Origin of the sequence: uncultured Escherichia sp. (assembly GCF_948475835.1) — a bacterium.
In the GTDB taxonomy this organism is placed as follows: domain Bacteria; phylum Pseudomonadota; class Gammaproteobacteria; order Enterobacterales; family Enterobacteriaceae; genus ECMA0423.
Genome location: NZ_CAOLGM010000028.1, coordinates 21955 through 41117, shown reverse-complemented (window position 1 = coordinate 41117; position 19163 = coordinate 21955). Strand labels below are relative to the sequence as shown.

16 protein-coding genes are annotated in these 19163 nt (G+C 51.4%); 6 read left to right on the top strand and 10 right to left on the bottom strand.

What is annotated here, in order from left to right; translation table 11 throughout:
* The 5 genes from QZF50_RS08045 to nrfA all read right to left on the bottom strand — a co-directional run.
* Positions 1–1665, bottom strand: a 1665-nt coding sequence (locus tag QZF50_RS08045; RefSeq protein WP_290388849.1) for a heme lyase CcmF/NrfE family subunit, incomplete at its 3' end; no start/stop codon positions are given.
* A gap of 19 nt (positions 1666–1684) precedes the next feature.
* The gene (nrfD, locus tag QZF50_RS08040; protein ID WP_000195171.1) at positions 1685–2641 is read right to left on the bottom strand and encodes a cytochrome c nitrite reductase subunit NrfD; all 957 of its coding nucleotides are present in this window, start codon (positions 2639–2641) and stop codon (positions 1685–1687) included.
* Entirely contained in the window at positions 2638–3309 is a 672-nt protein-coding gene (nrfC, locus tag QZF50_RS08035; RefSeq protein WP_000220281.1) for a cytochrome c nitrite reductase Fe-S protein, read from the bottom strand. The genes nrfD and nrfC overlap by 4 nt, the downstream gene beginning before the upstream one ends.
* Positions 3306–3872 (bottom strand): cytochrome c nitrite reductase pentaheme subunit, encoded by a 567-nt coding sequence (gene nrfB, locus QZF50_RS08030; protein ID WP_001295391.1) that lies wholly within the window; start codon positions 3870–3872, stop codon positions 3306–3308. Before nrfB ends, nrfC begins: the two co-directional genes overlap by 4 nt.
* 44 nt (positions 3873–3916) lie before the next feature.
* Complete coding sequence (gene nrfA, locus QZF50_RS08025; protein WP_000196875.1) at positions 3917–5353, bottom strand: ammonia-forming nitrite reductase cytochrome c552 subunit; 1437 nt, start codon at positions 5351–5353, stop codon at positions 3917–3919.
* A 391-nt stretch (positions 5354–5744) separates the two neighbouring features.
* On the opposite strand from nrfA, the gene acs reads away from it, so the two are divergent.
* From acs to QZF50_RS08005, 4 genes are all read left to right on the top strand, one after another.
* Positions 5745–7703, top strand: a complete 1959-nt coding sequence (gene acs, locus QZF50_RS08020; protein WP_000078239.1) for an acetate--CoA ligase — start codon at positions 5745–5747, stop codon at positions 7701–7703.
* A 199-nt stretch (positions 7704–7902) separates the two neighbouring features.
* Positions 7903–8217: a DUF485 domain-containing protein gene (locus QZF50_RS08015; protein ID WP_061892623.1), complete on the top strand. Its 315-nt coding sequence runs from the start codon at positions 7903–7905 to the stop codon at positions 8215–8217.
* Entirely contained in the window at positions 8214–9863 is a 1650-nt protein-coding gene (actP, locus tag QZF50_RS08010; protein WP_000832573.1) for a cation/acetate symporter ActP, read from the top strand. The genes QZF50_RS08015 and actP overlap by 4 nt, the downstream gene beginning before the upstream one ends.
* 177 nt (positions 9864–10040) lie before the next feature.
* A complete protein-coding gene (locus QZF50_RS08005) occupies positions 10041–11333 on the top strand; it encodes a pentapeptide repeat-containing protein (RefSeq protein WP_001270143.1) in 1293 nt (430 codons plus the stop codon).
* Positions 11334–11486: 153 nt separating this feature from the next.
* Here QZF50_RS08005 and QZF50_RS08000 read toward each other — a convergent pair whose 3' ends face one another.
* The 3 genes from QZF50_RS08000 to soxR form a co-directional block, all read right to left on the bottom strand.
* Complete coding sequence (locus QZF50_RS08000) at positions 11487–13136, bottom strand: Na+/H+ antiporter (protein WP_000402207.1); 1650 nt, start codon at positions 13134–13136, stop codon at positions 11487–11489.
* A gap of 150 nt (positions 13137–13286) precedes the next feature.
* Complete coding sequence (gene ghxP, locus QZF50_RS07995; RefSeq protein WP_000106882.1) at positions 13287–14636, bottom strand: guanine/hypoxanthine transporter GhxP; 1350 nt, start codon at positions 14634–14636, stop codon at positions 13287–13289.
* 545 nt (positions 14637–15181) lie between these two features.
* The gene (gene soxR / locus QZF50_RS07990) at positions 15182–15646 is read right to left on the bottom strand and encodes a redox-sensitive transcriptional activator SoxR (RefSeq protein ID WP_000412428.1); all 465 of its coding nucleotides are present in this window, start codon (positions 15644–15646) and stop codon (positions 15182–15184) included.
* An 85-nt stretch (positions 15647–15731) separates the two neighbouring features.
* Between soxR and soxS the strand changes: the two genes are divergently transcribed.
* Positions 15732–16055, top strand: a complete 324-nt coding sequence (gene soxS / locus QZF50_RS07985; protein WP_000019358.1) for a superoxide response transcriptional regulator SoxS — start codon at positions 15732–15734, stop codon at positions 16053–16055.
* A 2-nt stretch (positions 16056–16057) separates the two neighbouring features.
* On the opposite strand, the gene pdeC is transcribed toward soxS, so the two are convergent.
* Positions 16058–17644, bottom strand: a complete 1587-nt coding sequence (pdeC, locus tag QZF50_RS07980; RefSeq protein WP_000019535.1) for a c-di-GMP phosphodiesterase PdeC — start codon at positions 17642–17644, stop codon at positions 16058–16060.
* 429 nt (positions 17645–18073) lie between these two features.
* On the opposite strand from pdeC, the gene QZF50_RS07975 reads away from it, so the two are divergent.
* Positions 18074–18355, top strand: coding sequence for a YjcB family protein (locus QZF50_RS07975; protein WP_001295689.1), 282 nt, complete (start codon positions 18074–18076; stop codon positions 18353–18355).
* Positions 18356–18453: 98 nt separating this feature from the next.
* Here QZF50_RS07975 and ssb1 read toward each other — a convergent pair whose 3' ends face one another.
* On the bottom strand, positions 18454–18990 hold the full coding sequence (ssb1, locus tag QZF50_RS07970) for a single-stranded DNA-binding protein SSB1 (RefSeq protein WP_000168305.1): 537 nt from the start codon (positions 18988–18990) through the stop codon (positions 18454–18456).
* Positions 18991–19163 lie beyond the last annotated feature (173 nt).

Sequence of the window (19163 nt, the reverse complement as noted above, 5' to 3'; positions counted from 1 at the left end):
CAACAATCCTCCCCCCCAGATCCAGCGCACACCGCTTTGTACATACAAGCGAAAAGCGTAACGATCCGCTCCGGTTTTTTCACCCATGACCGCATACCAGTCATGGATGCCGTTCCAGCGAATTGACGGTTCCATCATTTGCTGACGACGTGCTTCGTAAAAACGCCGCTCCGGCATCAGTTCACCAATGCGTTGCTGATGGTCAAACAGTGCCACTATCGCTTTTTCGCTGGTGTAATTGCCTTTGGCTTGCAGATCGAGGCGCTCAAAACGGAAGGTGTATCCTGCCAGCGTCACCTGCTGACCCGGCTGTAAATTCAGGCTGATCTCCTGACGGCTGACGCTGGAAACCACGATCCCAGCGGCAAATAACAGCACGCCCGCATGAGCTACCAGCGCCGGAAGCTGCACGCGTTTGCCAGAGACAAACGTCGCCAGCACAATCACCACCAGCATCAACAGGCCAAACGGTAACGTCGCGCGGTTAAAATACGGCGCGCCAACGGAGAGGCGTCCCCAGCCCAGCAGACCGTAAATCATCGGATAAAGCGTTCCCACCAGCACGATCAGTAGCACTGCGCAAAACAGCAACAGCGTAGCGAGGATTAACATTTCCCGCGATAACCCCGAAAAACGCACCACCGGGCCACCGTCCCGCGCTCGCCAGCCATACAGAGCCAGAGACGCAAGGCTAATCAGTGCAAACAGGCTGAACAACGGCACGGCGCGGACGTTATCCAGTGCGAACGCATGAACCGAAACCAGAATGCCAGAACGGACAATTAAGGTACCCAGTAGCGACAGCATCAGAGTTACTATCGCCAGCAACAGCGACCAGTGGCGGAAAATCTCCCGCTGGCGTGTCAGGGACAAACTGTGCAGCAGCGCAGTGGCAGAAAGCCAGGGTAATAAAGAGGCGTTTTCCACCGGATCCCAGAACCACCAGCCGCCCCAGCCCAGTTCGCAATAGGCCCACCAGGAACCGAGGATGATCCCCGCCGTTAATGCGCTCCAGCCAGGTAGTGCCCAGCGCCAACAAATTCTGGCGCAGGCACCATCAAACTCGCCGCGCAGTAAACTCGCCAGCGCCACGCTCGCCGCCACCATCAAACCGCCATAGCCAAGGTAAAGCAGCGGTGGATGAAAGATAAGACCGGGATGTTGCAGCATCGGATTGAGATCGCGGCCTTCGATTGCTGGTGGAAATATCCGCACGAAGGGATCGGACCACAGCACTACAAACAGTAGCAGTGCGGCGAGCATGAGAGATAAAACGGCTAGCGTCAGCGGAAATAGCGGATCGGTTTGCTGCCGATAATGCCAGGCAAACAGCGCGCTCCAGGCGGAAAGCAGCAGCACCCAAAGCAGCAGCGAACCTTCATGGCCGCCCCACACCGCTGCCAGCTTGAGTTCCCACGACAGCAGGCTGTAGCTATGTTGGGCGACATAAATGACCGAGAAATCGCTGATGAGAAAACAATACGTCAGTACGCCAAAGGCGAGCAACAGGAGCGCGAACTGCGCCAGAATGCCGATGCAAGTGAGTCGCATCATGGCAGGCCAGCGCAACCGCACTCCCGCAAAGGCCGTCAACGGGGTCAACACGTTGACCCCGAGACTTAACAACAACGCCAGAAAACCGACTTCAGGAAGGAATACGTCCAGAAACCACCTCTTTTCTGGCTTACGCCACCGTTAACTGCCCGGCGTAGAGAATGAAAAAGCGCAGCATCAACACGCCGACCAGACTGGCCCCACACGCCGCCAGCACGGCAGGAATGCCGGAACTGCGATTGACCCACGGTTTGAGCAACATTGGCACAATCAGCCCCAGCCCGGCGACACCAAGCCAGAACCACCACGTCCAGAAACCGCCACCTAATGCCGCCACCAGCGCACGCACTTTACCGTCATCGCCCAGCGCCAGACCGACAAAAAACGCCACCAGCAGGAAGATTTCACCCCATACCACGGGGATTTCCATACGGTGTACAAACTGCGCTTCCGTGGAATGCGGGTTACTGCGTTGGCGTATCGCCATGGCGATCAGCGCCACCGCCGCACCGGACGAGATGCCGGAGAAGAGGAACAGCACCGGCAGGATCGGGTTATTGAGGAACGGATACGATTTCAGCGCCGACAGCAGAAAGCCGGTATAAGCCCCCAACAACACCGCCAACACCAGCATCAATGTTTCCAGTCCGCGATGAACGGGCGTCAGCAGGCTCAGAACCTTTTGCACGATCCCCAGCTTCGGCAACCAGCGTTGTTGCAGGGCAAGCAAATCATGTTCAAAGATTTTCGCCAGCCACAGCACCAGCACCACCATGTAGAGCTGAAACAGCATCACCCCCATCGACATCACCGAGGTAAAACTGTAGTGGAACATCAGCTTCCAGAAGGTCCACGGTCTTGTCAGGTGGAAGACGAGGATCAACAGACCGAGGATCACCGCGCCCGGCCCGACAATCAGCGTGGTGCGCAGCAACGTACTGTCTGCACCGCCCGCCTGCGGGTAGAAGCGACGTAACAGCACGGCCAGCGTCACCAGACCGGCAGAAATACCAATCAAAAACAGGTAGATGGCAATCGGCCAGTCCCACACCAGCGATTCAAAATGAAATGCGGAAGTCTGCGTCATTGGCTCACCTCCCCGTATTTAAACGGTACGCGGTACAGCTTCGGTTTGGTTCCCAGCGCCAGCTTGTAGCGGTAAGTAGGCTTCTGGCGCAGCAGTTGCGAAATCTCACTGTTAGGATCGTCCAGATTGCCAAACGTCAGCGCCTTCGTCGGGCAAGCCTCAACGCACGCGGGCAGCTTACCGGCCTGCAAATTGGTTTTACGGCAGAAATCGCATTTGTCCGCCGTCTTCGTGACCGGATGGATAAAGCGCACGCGGTACGGACAGGCGGCGATGCAGTACTGACAACCGACGCAGAGATCAGGATTAACATCGACAATCCCGCTAGCGGCATCACGAAAAGACGCACCGGTCGGGCAGACGTCAACGCACGGCGCATGATCGCAGTGCTGGCAAGACTTACGGAAGAAGCGATATTTCACATCAGGAAATTCGCCCTGCGGCTCGCTACGAATAATCGTCAGGCGCGAGACGCCTTCCGGCACCTTGTTCACTTCCCGACAAGCATCCATACAGGCGGTACAGCCGATGCATAACGACTCGTCATGCACCATGCCGTAACGCACCCCATTGATATTCAACGTTTTCGCCACCACGCGCCCTGCGGTGCCGCTGACGGCTGCCAGCACGCCGACGCCGGTGAGAAACTGGCGACGAGACCAGGTCATGGCTGCTCCTTAAGCAACGGAACAGACGCCGGGTTAAAGTTCGGATTGGTGCGCTGATCGCTGTGGCAATCGACGCAAATCTTAATCCGTCCTTTGTCACTTAACGTCTGCATCGTATCTTGCTGTGGATGCAGGGAATGGCAGCTGGCGCACGCCACTTTGGTTACGTGGACATCGTGCGGCCAGAACGCTTTTTGCAACTGTTCCGGCAGATGACAGGACATACAGACGCTGTTCTGCTCTCCAACCTTGTACATCGGCTCGTTAAAGCGCATCACATCTTTCACCCCTTCGCGGTGTTGCGGTGATGGCTGGCCGTGACAGTTGGTGCAGGTGACCGGCAGTTTGTTATTCGGGTTGATAACGGAAGCATGTTTTCCATGCATACCTTCGGTATCTGGCTTATGACAGTCCAGACAGGCGGCATCCGGGTTACGCTGCTGGGTAACTTCGTAGCGATCATCAGATGCCTGCGCCGCAGGGGTAGCGGTAATTCCGTTCAGGCTCCACAACAGGCCCGACGCCAGCACCCCGGCAGTTAATAACGAACGTAATACGCTCATATTCACTCCATTGTGTTTTCCGCCCCTTGCGAGGCGGAACGGGGTTATTGGCTTAACAGACCGTTTTTACGTGCCTGTTCTTCCCACTGCGGGATCACCGTTTTGATGAAGTCCTGCTTCTCGGCCTTGATTTGTTCCATGTTCAGGCCAATAGCCTGCTGGGCTTTCTCTTTGGTTGAGATATCCGGGATCTGGATTTCATGGGTGATGCCTTTGGTCGCCAGCAGGCGCGCCAGTTTGGTGCGTGCATCCGCCGCTTTATCCATCGCCGTACCGAGCATCCGTAAACCTTCTTCCGGTGCGTGCATATGAATGCCGTGGGAAGCGATCGCCAGATCCCAGCGCCACTGGGCATGACGGATATCGTCCTGAATTGGCTTCATTTCGGCTTCCGTCGCGCCTGCATCCAGCGCTGCTTTCGCTTCGAAGTGAGCGTGAACCAGTTGATCTTCAACCTTGATTTTCAGGTCGTTAATCGACTGCTTACGTTCCGCGACCACTTTTTGCAAGGCAGCTTTGTCCTGGGTATGGCAGTTCGCACAAGTCTGGGCGAAGTTATCAAACGGATTACCAATTTTATGGTCGGTGTAGAGTTTGCCTTCGGCGTTCTGCACTTTTGGCATATGGCAGTCGATACAGGTCACGTTGTTTTTACCGTGAATGCCCGCTGTCCAGGTTTCATATTCCGGGTGCTGCGCTTTCAGCATTGGCGTTTTCGACAGGGAGTTAGTCCAGTCAGAGAAGGCAATTTTGTCGTAATACTGCTCCATATTTTCGACTTTCATGCCGTCATCCCACGGGAATTTAACCGCTTTGTTTTTGCCGTCGAAGTAATACTCCACATGGCACTGACCGCAAACCATCGATTGCTGGTCGAAACGTCCGGCTTTCTCAAAAGGTTTACCAATGGCTTCCATCGCGCGAGCCGCATACGGACGGGAAAGGGTTAACTCCGGTTTGCCTTTGGCGAACTCTGGTGAGGCGGTGTTATGGCAGTCGGCACAACCTAAGTTGTTGACGATTTCCGGGCCGCCGCGCGCCCACTTACCGTGGAAGTAGCCATCTTCGCCGTCTTTCTGGATCAGACGCGCCACATCCGGGCTTTTACAACTCCAGCACGCCATCGGTAGCGGACCATCTTCAGCGTTTTTCGGCGCACCGGTACGCAGGGTTTCACGCACATCGGTCACAGCAAAGGCATGTCCACGCGGCTTGTTGTAATCGCGCGAGAAGGGATACCCCGCCCACAGGATCACCAGCCGTGGATCTTCCGCCAGGGCGTCAACACGCTCTGACTGTTCCGAGGTGGCTTTCCAGGAGAGATATTGATCGGGATGCTGCGGGGCAAAGGTTTCATTCTTCGCTTCCACAGTTACAGGTTTTGCGGGAGCTGCCGTTTGTTCAGCGTGAACAGAAGTGAAAAAGAAAAAAGGAATCAATAAGCTGAAGATACGGCGTGCGTTTATTTTTATCCTTGTCATAGGGGCTTCATCCGAATTGCGCCATTGTTGCAATGGCGGTTTTTATTGTTTTCACGACAGTAACCGCACCTACACTGTCATGACATTGCTCGCCCCTATGTGTAACAAATAACCACACTGTGAATGTTGTCTTTAATCAATTGTAAGTGCATGTAAAATACCACTTTAGAGTTAGTCAGTATCTTCCTCTTTTTCAACAGCATGCATAACTGCATGTTCCTCAAAGAATTAATCAACTTTTGTTGCTGACCTTCAAAAATTACCCTGCCGTTTATTTGCACAATTCTACTTTTGCGTGATCTGTCGCCCAAATACTAAACAAAACTGCCAATACCCCTACATTTAACGCTTATGCCACATATTATTAACATCCTACAAGGAGAACAAAAGCATGAGCCAAATTCACAAACACACCATTCCTGCCAACATCGCAGACCGTTGCCTGATAAACCCTCAGCAGTACGAGGCGATGTATCAACAATCTATTAACGTACCTGATACCTTCTGGGGCGAACAGGGAAAAATTCTCGACTGGATCAAACCTTACCAGAAGGTGAAAAATACCTCCTTTGCCCCCGGTAATGTGTCCATTAAATGGTACGAGGACGGCACGCTGAATCTGGCGGCAAACTGCCTTGACCGCCATCTGCAAGAAAACGGCGATCGCACCGCCATCATCTGGGAAGGCGACGACGCCAGCCAGAGCAAACATATCAGCTATAAAGAGCTGCACCGCGACGTCTGCCGCTTCGCCAATACCCTGCTCGAGCTGGGCATTAAAAAAGGTGATGTGGTGGCGATTTATATGCCGATGGTGCCGGAAGCCGCGGTTGCGATGCTGGCCTGCGCCCGCATTGGCGCGGTGCATTCGGTGATTTTCGGCGGCTTCTCGCCGGAAGCCGTTGCCGGGCGCATTATTGATTCCAACTCACGACTGGTGATCACTTCCGACGAAGGTGTGCGTGCCGGGCGCAGTATTCCGCTGAAGAAAAACGTTGATGACGCGCTGAAAAACCCGAACGTCACCAGCGTAGAGCATGTGGTGGTACTGAAGCGTACTGGCGGGAAAATTGACTGGCAGGAAGGGCGCGACCTGTGGTGGCACGACCTGGTTGAGCAAGCGAGCGATCAGCACCAGGCGGAAGAGATGAACGCCGAAGATCCGCTGTTTATTCTCTACACCTCCGGTTCTACCGGTAAGCCAAAAGGTGTGCTGCATACTACCGGCGGTTATCTGGTGTACGCGGCGCTGACCTTTAAATATGTCTTTGATTATCATCCGGGTGATATCTACTGGTGCACCGCCGATGTGGGCTGGGTGACCGGACACAGTTACTTGCTGTACGGCCCGCTGGCCTGCGGTGCGACCACGCTGATGTTTGAAGGCGTACCCAACTGGCCGACGCCTGCCCGTATGGCGCAGGTGGTGGACAAGCATCAGGTCAATATTCTCTATACCGCACCCACGGCGATCCGCGCGCTGATGGCGGAAGGCGATAAAGCGATCGAGGGTACCGACCGTTCGTCGCTGCGCATTCTCGGTTCCGTGGGCGAGCCAATTAACCCGGAAGCGTGGGAGTGGTACTGGAAAAAAATCGGCAACGAGAAATGTCCGGTGGTCGATACCTGGTGGCAGACCGAAACTGGCGGTTTCATGATCACGCCGCTGCCTGGCGCTACCGAGCTGAAAGCCGGTTCGGCAACACGTCCGTTCTTCGGCGTGCAACCGGCGCTGGTCGATAACGAAGGTAACCCGCTGGAAGGCGCTACCGAAGGCAGCCTGGTGATCACCGACTCCTGGCCGGGTCAGGCGCGTACGCTGTTTGGCGATCACGAACGTTTTGAACAGACCTACTTCTCCACCTTCAAAAATATGTATTTCAGCGGCGACGGCGCGCGTCGCGATGAAGATGGCTATTACTGGATCACCGGGCGTGTGGACGACGTGCTGAACGTCTCCGGTCACCGTCTGGGGACGGCAGAGATTGAGTCGGCGCTGGTGGCGCATCCGAAGATTGCCGAAGCCGCCGTAGTAGGTATTCCGCACAATATTAAAGGTCAGGCGATCTACGCCTACGTCACGCTTAATCACGGGGAGGAACCGTCACCAGAACTGTACGCAGAAGTCCGCAACTGGGTGCGTAAAGAGATTGGCCCGCTGGCGACGCCAGACGTGCTGCACTGGACCGACTCCCTGCCTAAAACCCGCTCCGGCAAAATTATGCGCCGTATTCTGCGCAAAATTGCGGCGGGCGATACCAGCAACCTGGGCGATACCTCGACGCTTGCCGATCCTGGCGTAGTCGAGAAGCTGCTTGAAGAGAAGCAGGCTATCGCGATGCCATCGTAACCCACAATTGCCGGATGCGAGTCGGTAACGGTTTGTAGGCCTGATAAGACGCGACAGCGTCGCATCAGGCATTGATTGCCGGATGCGGCGTAAACGCCTTATCCGGCCTACATTCGGCAAGGGTTACCCGAGCGTTAACCTTCTCCCATAAGGGAGCGGGAATTAAAACAATCCCTACATTACCTCTGGAGAATCTGTGATGAATGGCACTATTTATCAGCGGATAGAAGACAATGCGCATTTCAGGGAGTTAGTCGAAAAACGGCAACGGTTTGCCACCATGCTGTCGATTATTATGCTGGCAGTTTATATCGGCTTTATTTTACTGATCGCCTTCGCGCCCGGCTGGCTGGGCACGCCGCTGAATCCGAACACCAGCGTCACACGCGGTATTCCAATTGGTGTTGGAGTGATTGTGATCTCCTTTGTTCTCACCGGTATCTACATCTGGCGGGCGAACGGCGAATTCGACCGTCTTAATAATGAAGTCCTGCATGAGGTACAAGCATCATGAAAAGAGTTCTGACGGCGCTTGCCGCCACACTCCCTTTCGCAGCTAACGCCGCGGATGCTATTAGCGGGGCCGTAGAGCGCCAGCCAACGAACTGGCAGGCGATTATTATGTTCCTGATTTTCGTCGTGTTTACGCTCGGCATTACCTACTGGGCATCAAAACGCGTACGTTCTCGTAGCGACTACTACACCGCAGGCGGCAATATCACTGGCTTCCAGAACGGGCTGGCGATTGCCGGGGACTATATGTCCGCCGCCTCATTCTTGGGGATCTCCGCGCTGGTGTTTACCTCCGGCTATGACGGCTTAATTTACTCGCTGGGCTTCCTGGTGGGCTGGCCGATCATTTTGTTCCTGATTGCCGAACGTCTGCGTAACCTGGGGCGCTACACCTTTGCCGATGTGGCCTCTTACCGTCTGAAACAAGGGCCGATTCGTATTCTTTCGGCCTGTGGTTCTCTGGTGGTGGTGGCGCTTTACCTTATCGCCCAGATGGTGGGCGCAGGTAAACTGATCGAGCTGCTGTTTGGCCTTAACTATCACATTGCGGTGGTGCTGGTCGGCGTGCTGATGATGATGTACGTCCTGTTCGGCGGCATGCTGGCGACCACTTGGGTACAGATTATTAAAGCCGTTCTGTTGCTGTTCGGTGCCAGCTTTATGGCCTTTATGGTGATGAAACACGTCGGCTTTAGCTTCAACAATCTGTTCAGCGAAGCGATGGCGGTACACCCGAAAGGTGTCGACATCATGAAACCGGGCGGACTGGTGAAAGATCCGATCTCCGCGCTCTCTCTGGGGCTGGGACTGATGTTTGGTACGGCGGGCTTGCCGCACATTCTGATGCGCTTCTTTACAGTCAGCGATGCCCGCGAAGCACGTAAGAGCGTGTTCTACGCCACCGGATTTATGGGCTACTTCTATATTCTGACCTTTATTATCGGCTTCGGCGCGATCATGCTTGTTGGTGCGAATCCGGAATATAAAGACGCGGCGGGCCATCTGATTGGTGGTAACAACATGGCGGCCGTTCACCTGGCGAATGCAGTGGGCGGCAACCTGTTCCTCGGTTTTATTTCAGCAGTTGCTTTTGCCACCATTCTTGCGGTGGTTGCGGGTCTGACGTTGGCGGGCGCATCAGCGGTTTCGCATGACCTGTACGCTAACGTCTTCAAAAAAGGCGCGACCGAACGTGAAGAACTGCGGGTATCGAAAATCACCGTGCTGATTTTGGGTGTGATTGCCATTATCCTCGGCGTGCTGTTTGAGAATCAGAACATCGCCTTTATGGTGGGGCTGGCGTTTGCCATCGCGGCGAGCTGTAACTTCCCGATCATTCTGCTTTCTATGTACTGGTCGAAACTGACCACGCGTGGCGCGATGATGGGTGGCTGGCTGGGGCTGATTACCGCAGTAGTACTGATGATCCTCGGCCCGACGATTTGGGTACAGATCCTTGGTCACGAAAAAGCCATCTTCCCGTATGAATACCCGGCGCTGTTCTCTATCACCGTGGCATTCCTCGGCATCTGGTTCTTCTCGGCAACCGATAACTCAGCGGAAGGGGCGCGCGAGCGTGAACTGTTCCGCGCGCAGTTTATCCGCTCCCAGACCGGCTTTGGCGTTGAGCAAGGCCGCGCACATTAATCTCTCCCCTTCCCCGGTCGCCTGACCGGGGAATACTCTTCCTCTCCAGCATGCATCACCTTTTCCCAAAATATTAAACAAATAAACTCATTAAAAAATGAGTGATTTTTGACAGTCGTAGAAAATGATAATGCAGAGAATATGCCTTTTCTTTCTTGTTAATTATAAGGATATTTTATGCGCTATAATGGTTTAAATAATATGTTTTTCTCTCTTTGCCAGATTAACGATAACCACTCTCTCACAAGTTCATCACATACAAAGAAAACAAAATCATATAATTACAGCAAACATCATAAAAACACGTTAATTGACAATAAAGCCCTCTCTCTTTTCAAAATGGATGATCATGAAAAAGTGATAGGTTTGATTCAGAAAATGAAAAGAATTTATGATAGTTTACCATCAGGAAAAATCACGAAGGAAACGGACAGGAAAATACATAAACATTTTATAGATATAGCTTTATATGCAAATAATAAATGTGACGATAGAATTACGAGAAGAGTTTACCTTAGTAAAGAAAAGGAAGTATCCATTAAGGTGGTATATTTTATAAATAATGTCGCCGCCCATAATAATACTATCGAAATTCCACAGACAGTAAATGGTGGTTACGATTTTTCACACCTTAGCCTGAAAGGTATCGTGATTAAAGATGAAGATTTATCCAATTCGAATTTTGCAGGTTGCAGACTACAAAACGCTATTTTCCAGGACTGTAATATGTATAAAACGAATTTTTATTACGCCATAATGGAAAAAATACTTTTTGATAATTGTATTCTCGATGACTCAAATTTCGCTCAGATAAAAATGGCCGACGGAACTCTAAATGCATGCTCCGCTATGCATGTTCAATTCTACAATGCAGCAATGAATAGAGCCAATATTAAAAACACCTTCCTTGACTATTCAAATTTTTATATGGCGTACATGGCTGAGGTAAATCTTTATAAAGTAATAGCGCCATATGTTAATTTATTTAAAGCCGACCTTAGTTTCTCTAAACTCGATTTAATTAACTTTGAACATGCTGATCTGTCTCGCGTCAATCTGAACAAAGCAATCCTCCAGAATATAAACTTAATTGATAGCAAACTCTTTTGTACGTGGCTGACAAATACATTCCTCGAAATGGTTATATGTACCGGCTCTAATATGGCTAATGTTAATTTTAATAATGCCAATTTAAGCAACTGCCATTTCAACTGTTCTATTTTAACAAAAGCCTGTATGTTTAATACCCGTCTCTATCGGGTTAATTTTGATGAGGCTAGCGTCCAGGGAATGGGCATTTCCATTCTCCGTGGGGAGGAAAATATCCCCATTGATAGTGATACCCTGGTAACACTACAGAAATTCTTTGAAGAAGATTGTACCTCTCATACTGGCATGTCACAAACTGAGGATAATATTAATGCAGTCGCTATGAAGATTACTGCAGATATTATGCAACACGCAGATTGAGGTTAAGTCGAAGAACAGCCAATGAATTGACTTTACAAGAGAGATAACTTATTTGTTTTAGAATCATGAATGTTAGCCCGAGCTAACCTGTTAAAGGTGCAAAAGATTGCACCTTTTTCAGATTACCTCGGGCATGGTTACGTCGCTTTCGGCTTACTGATTTTCCTCAATTAGCAACGCTTCAAGCAAATCGAGATCGTGCAGTAATTTTTGCAGCGTTTCGTTGCTGATCTCCCGCGTGGCGCGCAGGTGGTAAAGTTCAGCACGTTCAGAACGCAATGCCGCCAGACGGAAGCGACGCTCAAGGTTCTCTTCCTGCACGGAACTTTCAACGTCGTTACGTCCATCGGCGCGACGACGCAGGTTACCAATGACGCGAGAACTGACCTCCGTAAGCAGCTGGTTATCGATATTCTCTTCGGTATCCGCCGCCAGACGCTCCTCCATTTTCTGGATCGCCACAATCGCCACTTCTGCCGTTGCCGCTCGCGCAATACGTTCCTCTTTCAATTGTTGCGAATGGTCCGCGACTTCAATGTGTTGTAGCAGAATAGGCAACATCACCACGCCGACAAACAGCGAGAAGAGAATGACGCCAGCCGCCAGGAACACCAGCTCATAGCGCGCCGGGAAGACGTTACCATCCGGCAAGAGCAGCGGGATAGAGAGCACACCGGCCAGAGTGATCGCCCCACGCACCCCGGCGAAAGACGCGATCAGGATTTCTCGTGTGGTCCACGAACCAAACTCCATCGGCTTCTTCTTCAGGAAGCGGTTGCTGAACTTTTTCATCGTCCACAGCCAGCCGAAACGGACCAGCATCAGCGCCGCATATATCAGAATAATATCGGTAAACAGCATCCAGATTTCGACGTTAGGGTCGATTTCTGCTGCCATCAGCGACGTCTCCAGAATACCCGGCAGCTGCAGACCTAACAGCAGGAACACCATGCCGTTAAAGACAAATTCCAGCATCGCCCAGGTGCTGTTTGCACGCAGGCGCATTGCCAGCGGCGCACGGCGCATCACACCGGAGCGGGTGATGGTCATCCCGGCGGCAACCGCAGCGAGGATGCCGGAAACGCCAATATGTTCGGCAATCAGATAAGAAGCGAATGGCAGCAAGAACAGCAGAACAATCTGCGTCGCGGGTTCATCACCGCCCCAGCGGCTGAGGAATCGCAGCGAGCGACCATACAGCCAGCTCACCACAAAACCGGCAAGAATACCGCCAATGGCTACTTTCATAAATTCGACCGTCGCACCGCCGACGGTGAAGATCATCGTCCCCATCGCCACTGCCACGGCAAACTTCAACGACACCAGGCCGGAAGCGTCATTCATCAACGCTTCGCCCTGCAAAATGCCCATGATTTTTTTCGGGATGCGCCCTTCGCCAACAATCCCGGAGAGCGCCACAGCATCGGTCGGAGAAAGTACCGCCGCCAGCGCAAAGGCGGGGATCAGCGGAATGCCCGGCACCACCCAGTAAATAAGGAAGCCAATGCCGACCACGGTGACCACCACCAGCGCCAGCGCGAGGCCGAAAATCTCTCGACCATGTTCGAGAAATTCACGGGTCGGCGTTTTCCAGCCATCAGCGAACAGCAACGGCGGGATAAACAAGACTAAAAAGAGTTCAGGATCAAACTCCACATGCAAACCAAACGTCGGCCACGCCAGTAGCGCACCGATGGCGATTTGCATAAGCGGAAGCGGGATCTGAAAGGGCATGACACGAGTGACCACCCCGGACAGCGAGACCACGAGGGTCATTATCAGTATGGTGAAGAAGATTTCCATGCGTTCCCTGTTTGCGATGTTTTTTATGATCTGAGAAAGACGTTATGCCTGAATTCTCATTTTTTCAGAATATCGCAAAAGCTCACACAATGTGCGGAGAAAATAAAAACGGGCAGCCATTGCCACCCGTTTTCAGAATCCGATGAAAGATTAGATAGCCCAGCCACCCGCATAGAAGGTCACCAGCGCCACGGCGATAACGACCGTACCGATGTTCAACTTGCGCCATTCGCCGGAAACCAGACGACCAATCACCAGAGTCGCGAAGCCGATCATGATGCCTGTTACGATGTTACAGGTCAGCACGATGAATACCGCCGTAACCAGACCCGCCATCGCATCAACAAAATCAGCAAAGTCGATTTTCGCCACGTTGCTCAGCATCAGCAGGCCAACGTACATCAGCGCCGGAGCCGTTGCATACCCCGGAACGAGGTAAGAGAGCGGAGAGAGGAACAGAATCAGCAGGAACAGCACGCCAACGGTGATAGCCGTCAAACCGGTTTTACCGCCCGCCGCCGTACCCGCCGCAGACTCGATGTATACCGCTGCCGGAGCTGCACCCACCAGGCCAGAGAAAACGCTGCTCATGGAGTCAGTGGTCAGTGCTTTCCCACCGTCGATGATCTGCCCATCTTTATCCAGCAGGTTCGCCTGGCCGGCGACGGCACGGATAGTTCCGGTGGCATCAAATACTGCCGTCATCACCAGCGCCAGAACGCTTGGCAGGACTACAGGATTCAGCGCGCCCATAATGTCCAGGCTGCCAATCAGTGAATTGCCGTTTTCATCGCTCAATGAAGGCATGGCGAAAACGCCGGAGAAATGGACGTTAGGATCGAAGATCAAACCGACAATTGAGATACCGATAATGGTCAGCAGAATGCCACCAGGGACTTTCAGTTTTTCCAGGCCGATGATCACCGCCAGACCTACCAGTGACATAATCACCGGGAAGGTCGCGAAATCACCCAGCGCAACGGGCAGACCATCAAGCGGGTTTTTAATCACCAGACCGACACCATTAGCGGCAATGAGCAGCAGGAACAGACCGATACCGATCCCCGTGCCGTGCGCCACACCGTGAGGCAAGTTGCGCAAAATCCAGCTACGGATACCCGTGGCAGAAATTACCGTAAACAGCACACCCATCAGGAACACGGCACCCAGCGCGACAGGTACGCTAATATGTTGCCCCAGCACCAGGCTGAATGCGGTAAATGCCGTCAGGGAGATGGCGCAACCAATCGCCAACGGCAGATTAGCCCACAGACCCATCACGATAGAACCGAGTCCGGCAACCAGACAGGTTGCAACGAAAACTGCCGCAGGCGGGAAGCCTGCTTTACCCAACATACCTGGAACGACGATGACCGAGTAGACCATCGCCAGAAACGTTGTTAACCCGGCAACCACTTCCTGACGGACAGTGCTTCCACGTTGTGAAATTTTAAACCAGGCGTCGAGTGAACCGCCGGTACGCGCTGATGGCGTAGACATAAGAAAACATCCCCTGAGAGTTTAATTTTCGTCAAGATGCGTGGCGGACAATCCCCTGCCAGCGAAACGTTATCTTCCTGCTCCAGGTTTGCGACAATTTGCTGCGTCGCAAAAAAGCAAACGTTTAGCTCCGCGCATACAAAACGGGTGGTAAAAAAAGCAAACGATTATCCGGCGATCATAGCGGCTTTTTCAACCGAAGTTTGCTGCTTTTTTCTCTTTTATTGTCTTGACGATGAAAAACCAGGCAATTGATGCGCAAACGTTATCGTCGGTGCGCAAGATTGCAGCGTTATCGAGCCGTATACCGTTCAGGATTGCGATAAAAAATCGTCTGAGATGACAAAAATATTGCGGTTAAAAAGTATACTTTTACACTGGCGAAGAAACGTCGGTGACATACAATTAAAGCATCAACACCAACCGGAACCTCCACCACGTGCTCGAATGAGGTGTGTTGACGTCGGGGGAAACCCTCCTGTGTACCAGCGGGATAGAGAGAAAGACAAAGACCGGAAAACAAACTAAAGCGCCCTTGTGGCGCTTTAGTTTTGTTCATCTTCCAGCAAGCGTGCGCCGGTACCTTCTTCTCCTAAGCGGTCGCCCGGGTTACGCAACGGGCAATCACTGCGCGAAAGGCAGCCACAACCAATACATCCGTCCAGTTCGTCACGCAGCGCTACTAAGGTATGAATGCGCCGATCCAACTCTTCTCGCCATTGGGACGAAAGCTGTTTCCACTCTTTCGCACTTAACGTATGCCCTTCGGGCAACACGCCAAACGCTTCACCAATGGTCGCCAGCGGAATGCCAATACGCTGAGCAATTTTGATAATTGCAACATATCGCAACACATCACGTTTATATCGCCGCTGATTGCCGCTGTTACGGATACTGGTAATCAACCCTTTACTTTCATAGAAATGCAGCGCCGATACCGCCACACCGCTGCGTTTCGCCACTTCGCCGGGGGTTAGCAGCGCTTTAATGCGGGGTAATTTCTTTTCCATAAATCGCTTTACCTCAAGTTAACTTGAGGAATTATACTCCCCAACAGATGAATTAACGAACTGAACACTGAAAAGAGGCAGATTTATGTCCCATCAGAAAATTATTCAGGATCTTATCGCATGGATTGACGAGCATATTGACCAGCCGCTTAACATTGATGTAGTCGCAAAAAAATCAGGCTATTCAAAGTGGTACTTGCAACGAATGTTCCGCACGGTGACGCATCAGACGCTTGGCGATTACATTCGCCAACGTCGCCTGTTACTGGCCGCCGTTGAGTTGCGCACCACCGAGCGTCCGATTTTTGATATCGCAATGGACCTGGGTTATGTCTCGCAGCAGACCTTCTCCCGCGTTTTCCGTCGGCAGTTTGATCGCACTCCCAGCGATTATCGCCACCGCCTGTAATTTTATTGCCCGCGCGTTAACTCCCGCGCGGGTAATTGCTCCATCCATTGCATAAACACCTGCGGCGGCATCGCCTTCGCAAAGAACCATCCCTGGCAATAGCGCACGCCGCGTTTGCGCAGCCAGTTAACCTGCTCCTCAGTTTCGACGCCTTCAGCGATCGTTTTTAACCCCAGGCTGTGCGCCAGCTCGATGATGTGTTCCGCAATCAAATGACTGGTTTTGTGGGTGGTCAGCGTTTCAACAAACGATTTGTCGATTTTCAAAATATCGACATTCAATGATTTAAGGTTATGCAAGTTAGAGTAGCCAATACCAAAATCATCAATTGCCACTTCGTAACCTGCCTGGCGGAAAGCCAGAATAATCGGCGTCATTTTGTCAACATCAAGAAATGCATGTTCAGTCACTTCAAATTTAATTTGCTGCGGACGCACCGCGTATTGCTCTGTTTTCTGATTGATTCGCGCTATCAACCGTGACGTATGAAAATCGGAGGCCGACAGGTTAATAGAAACATAGCGATCTGCATGTGTTGCCAGGTAATCGCCCAGATCGCGGAAGACATTATCAATAACATAATCAGTTATCTGTTCTATCATCCCCTCCTTTTCTGCCAGCGGAATAAACTCTGCCGGATTCATTATTTGCCCCTGCTCACCAAGCCAACGTAACAACGCTTCAGCGCCGATACATTTTTCTGTTTTGATATCGATTATTGGCTGGTAATAAAGACAAAGTTGATGTTTTTCGAGGGCGCGTTGCAATTTACGTTTGGGAGATAAATAGTTTTGTCGAATACGTAGCCAGAGTAATAGCAGAACAAGACTCCCCAAAATACCGGCGGGCAACGCAAAAATAAGATGATTATAAAAATGGGTTATAAGACGTTGATATGAAGTCGCAACAATGGCTGCAATTGGGCGTTTTGTCGAATAAACTGTCGCATATAAATAGCCATTTCTTTGTACGGTTAAATCCTTCAAATGAATCAGCGGAGAAAACGTTGCTGCCGAGGCCTCTTTGCTTAACGAGAAAAAGGTTTTCGTCACCGTATCATACACACCCCATTGCAATGTCGGATCATCAGACATCACTTCACTCCAGAAGAGAGGGTTGATAACCGCCACATAATTTCCCCGCTGCATATAGGTCATTTTATAGCCAGAGAAAAAAGGCGTATCGCGGTAATAATAGATAGAAACGTTAGGTTCACGCTTATAATCGGCCGGTGCAATCGTATAGCCGTTTACAGGCGCTATCAGCGATGAGCATAAAAAATGGTTATCACGGGCATAGATCAATTCATTAATATAAAGATAGCCACGAATAATATTCAACATTCGCTTTTGATGGGCTGGAGTGCAAACTTGCCCCTGATAGCGTTCAGCTGCATCGCTCACTAAATCTGCCTGGCGAATGACCAGCTCGGATTTATCCAGTGCCAGTTGAGCAAAGGTTCGGAGCTGATTATTCACTTCTGATTTTGCCCAAAGGAAGGCAATCCATAGCGAAAGAATGATGGGAAAGAGAACTAAAAAGATAATGCCCGGCAACGCCAGTAATTGGTGTCGTGCACGATGACTCATTGCTATCAATTTCCTGCCTGTTTATACCCGGCCATTGCAAGGTGAAAACCCTGGGTACCGACGTCTTTAGATAAATCTTACGGTATAAATAGCACTTTTGCCTGATTTGAAATTGATACCTTTCTAATCGTCACCTGGATGAAAATAATTCATTGATATTCAAAATTAATTTCCTACAGGAATGCAGAGGCGGCGGGAAGATATGCCCTTAATGCCACTGAAAAACCACATAATCTGTACAGCAATAAAAGTCACGGCCTAATATGGCTAACAAACAATCAATTGTGATATAGTTCACAAAATTAATGAAACAAACAGAGTGTTTCATTTTTGTGTTCTGCAAGCCCCGCGATAGCCAGAGTGTACCACGCCTCCCGTGAACAACGCCGCGCTGTCCAGGGCATCGGCTCTTTTCAGAGGAATTGTTTGATGGCTACCCTCACCACTGGCGTGGTTCTTCTTCGCTGGCAACTTCTTAGTGCCGTAATGATGTTTCTGGCCAGCACACTCAACATCCGTTTTCGTCGGTCTGATTATGTCGGGCTTGCGGTGATCAGCAGCGGTCTGGGCGTTGTTTCCGCCTGTTGGTTCGCAATGGGGTTGCTTGGCATCACAATGGCGGACATCACCGCTATCTGGCACAACATCGAGTCGGTGATGATAGAAGAGATGAATCAGACACCGCCACAATGGCCAATGATTTTGACCTGATACGTAGAAGCCTCCATAACGGAGGCTTCTTTTTTATGGCTGGCAGATGCTTTAATCATCCACCTTAAAACAATATAACCTATTGTTTTAATGACAAATCAGAACGGAATGTCATCATCAAAGTCCATCGGCGGCTCGTTAGACGGCGCTGCCGGAGCGGACTGCTGCGGGCGAGACTGCGCGCCGCCGCTGAACTGATTGCCACCCTGCGGCTGCTGTGGCTGACCCCAACCGCCCTGCGGCTGACCACCACCGATATTGCCACCTGCCGGAGCGCCACCACCCTGACGACCACCCAGCATCTGCATGGTGCCGCCAACGTTCACCACGACTTCTGTGGTGTAGCGATCCTGACCGGATTGATCGGTCCATTTACGGGTACGCAGCTGACCTTCGATATAAACCTGAGAACCTTTACGCAGATATTCGCTCGCCACTTCTGCCAGTTTGCCGAACAGCACAACGCGGTGCCATTCAGTCTGTTCTTTCATCTCGCCGGTCGCTTTATCACGCCAGGATTCGGAAGTAGCCAGCGTAATGTTGGCAACTGCGCCACCATTTGGCATGTAGCGTACTTCCGGGTCCTGACCCAGATTACCAACGAGAATAACCTTGTTTACGCCTCTGCTGGCCATGTTCGTGTCTCCTGAAAAAAATCGTTCTGAATAAGTGTAAACGCGCGATTGTACCATTACCAATAGCGCTTTTACTATGTTGTGACCTCGGTTCCGGGAAACAAACCTGGCCAGACATTGTTACACAACACTCCGGGTAATGCATTCCAATACTGTATATTCATTCAGGTCAA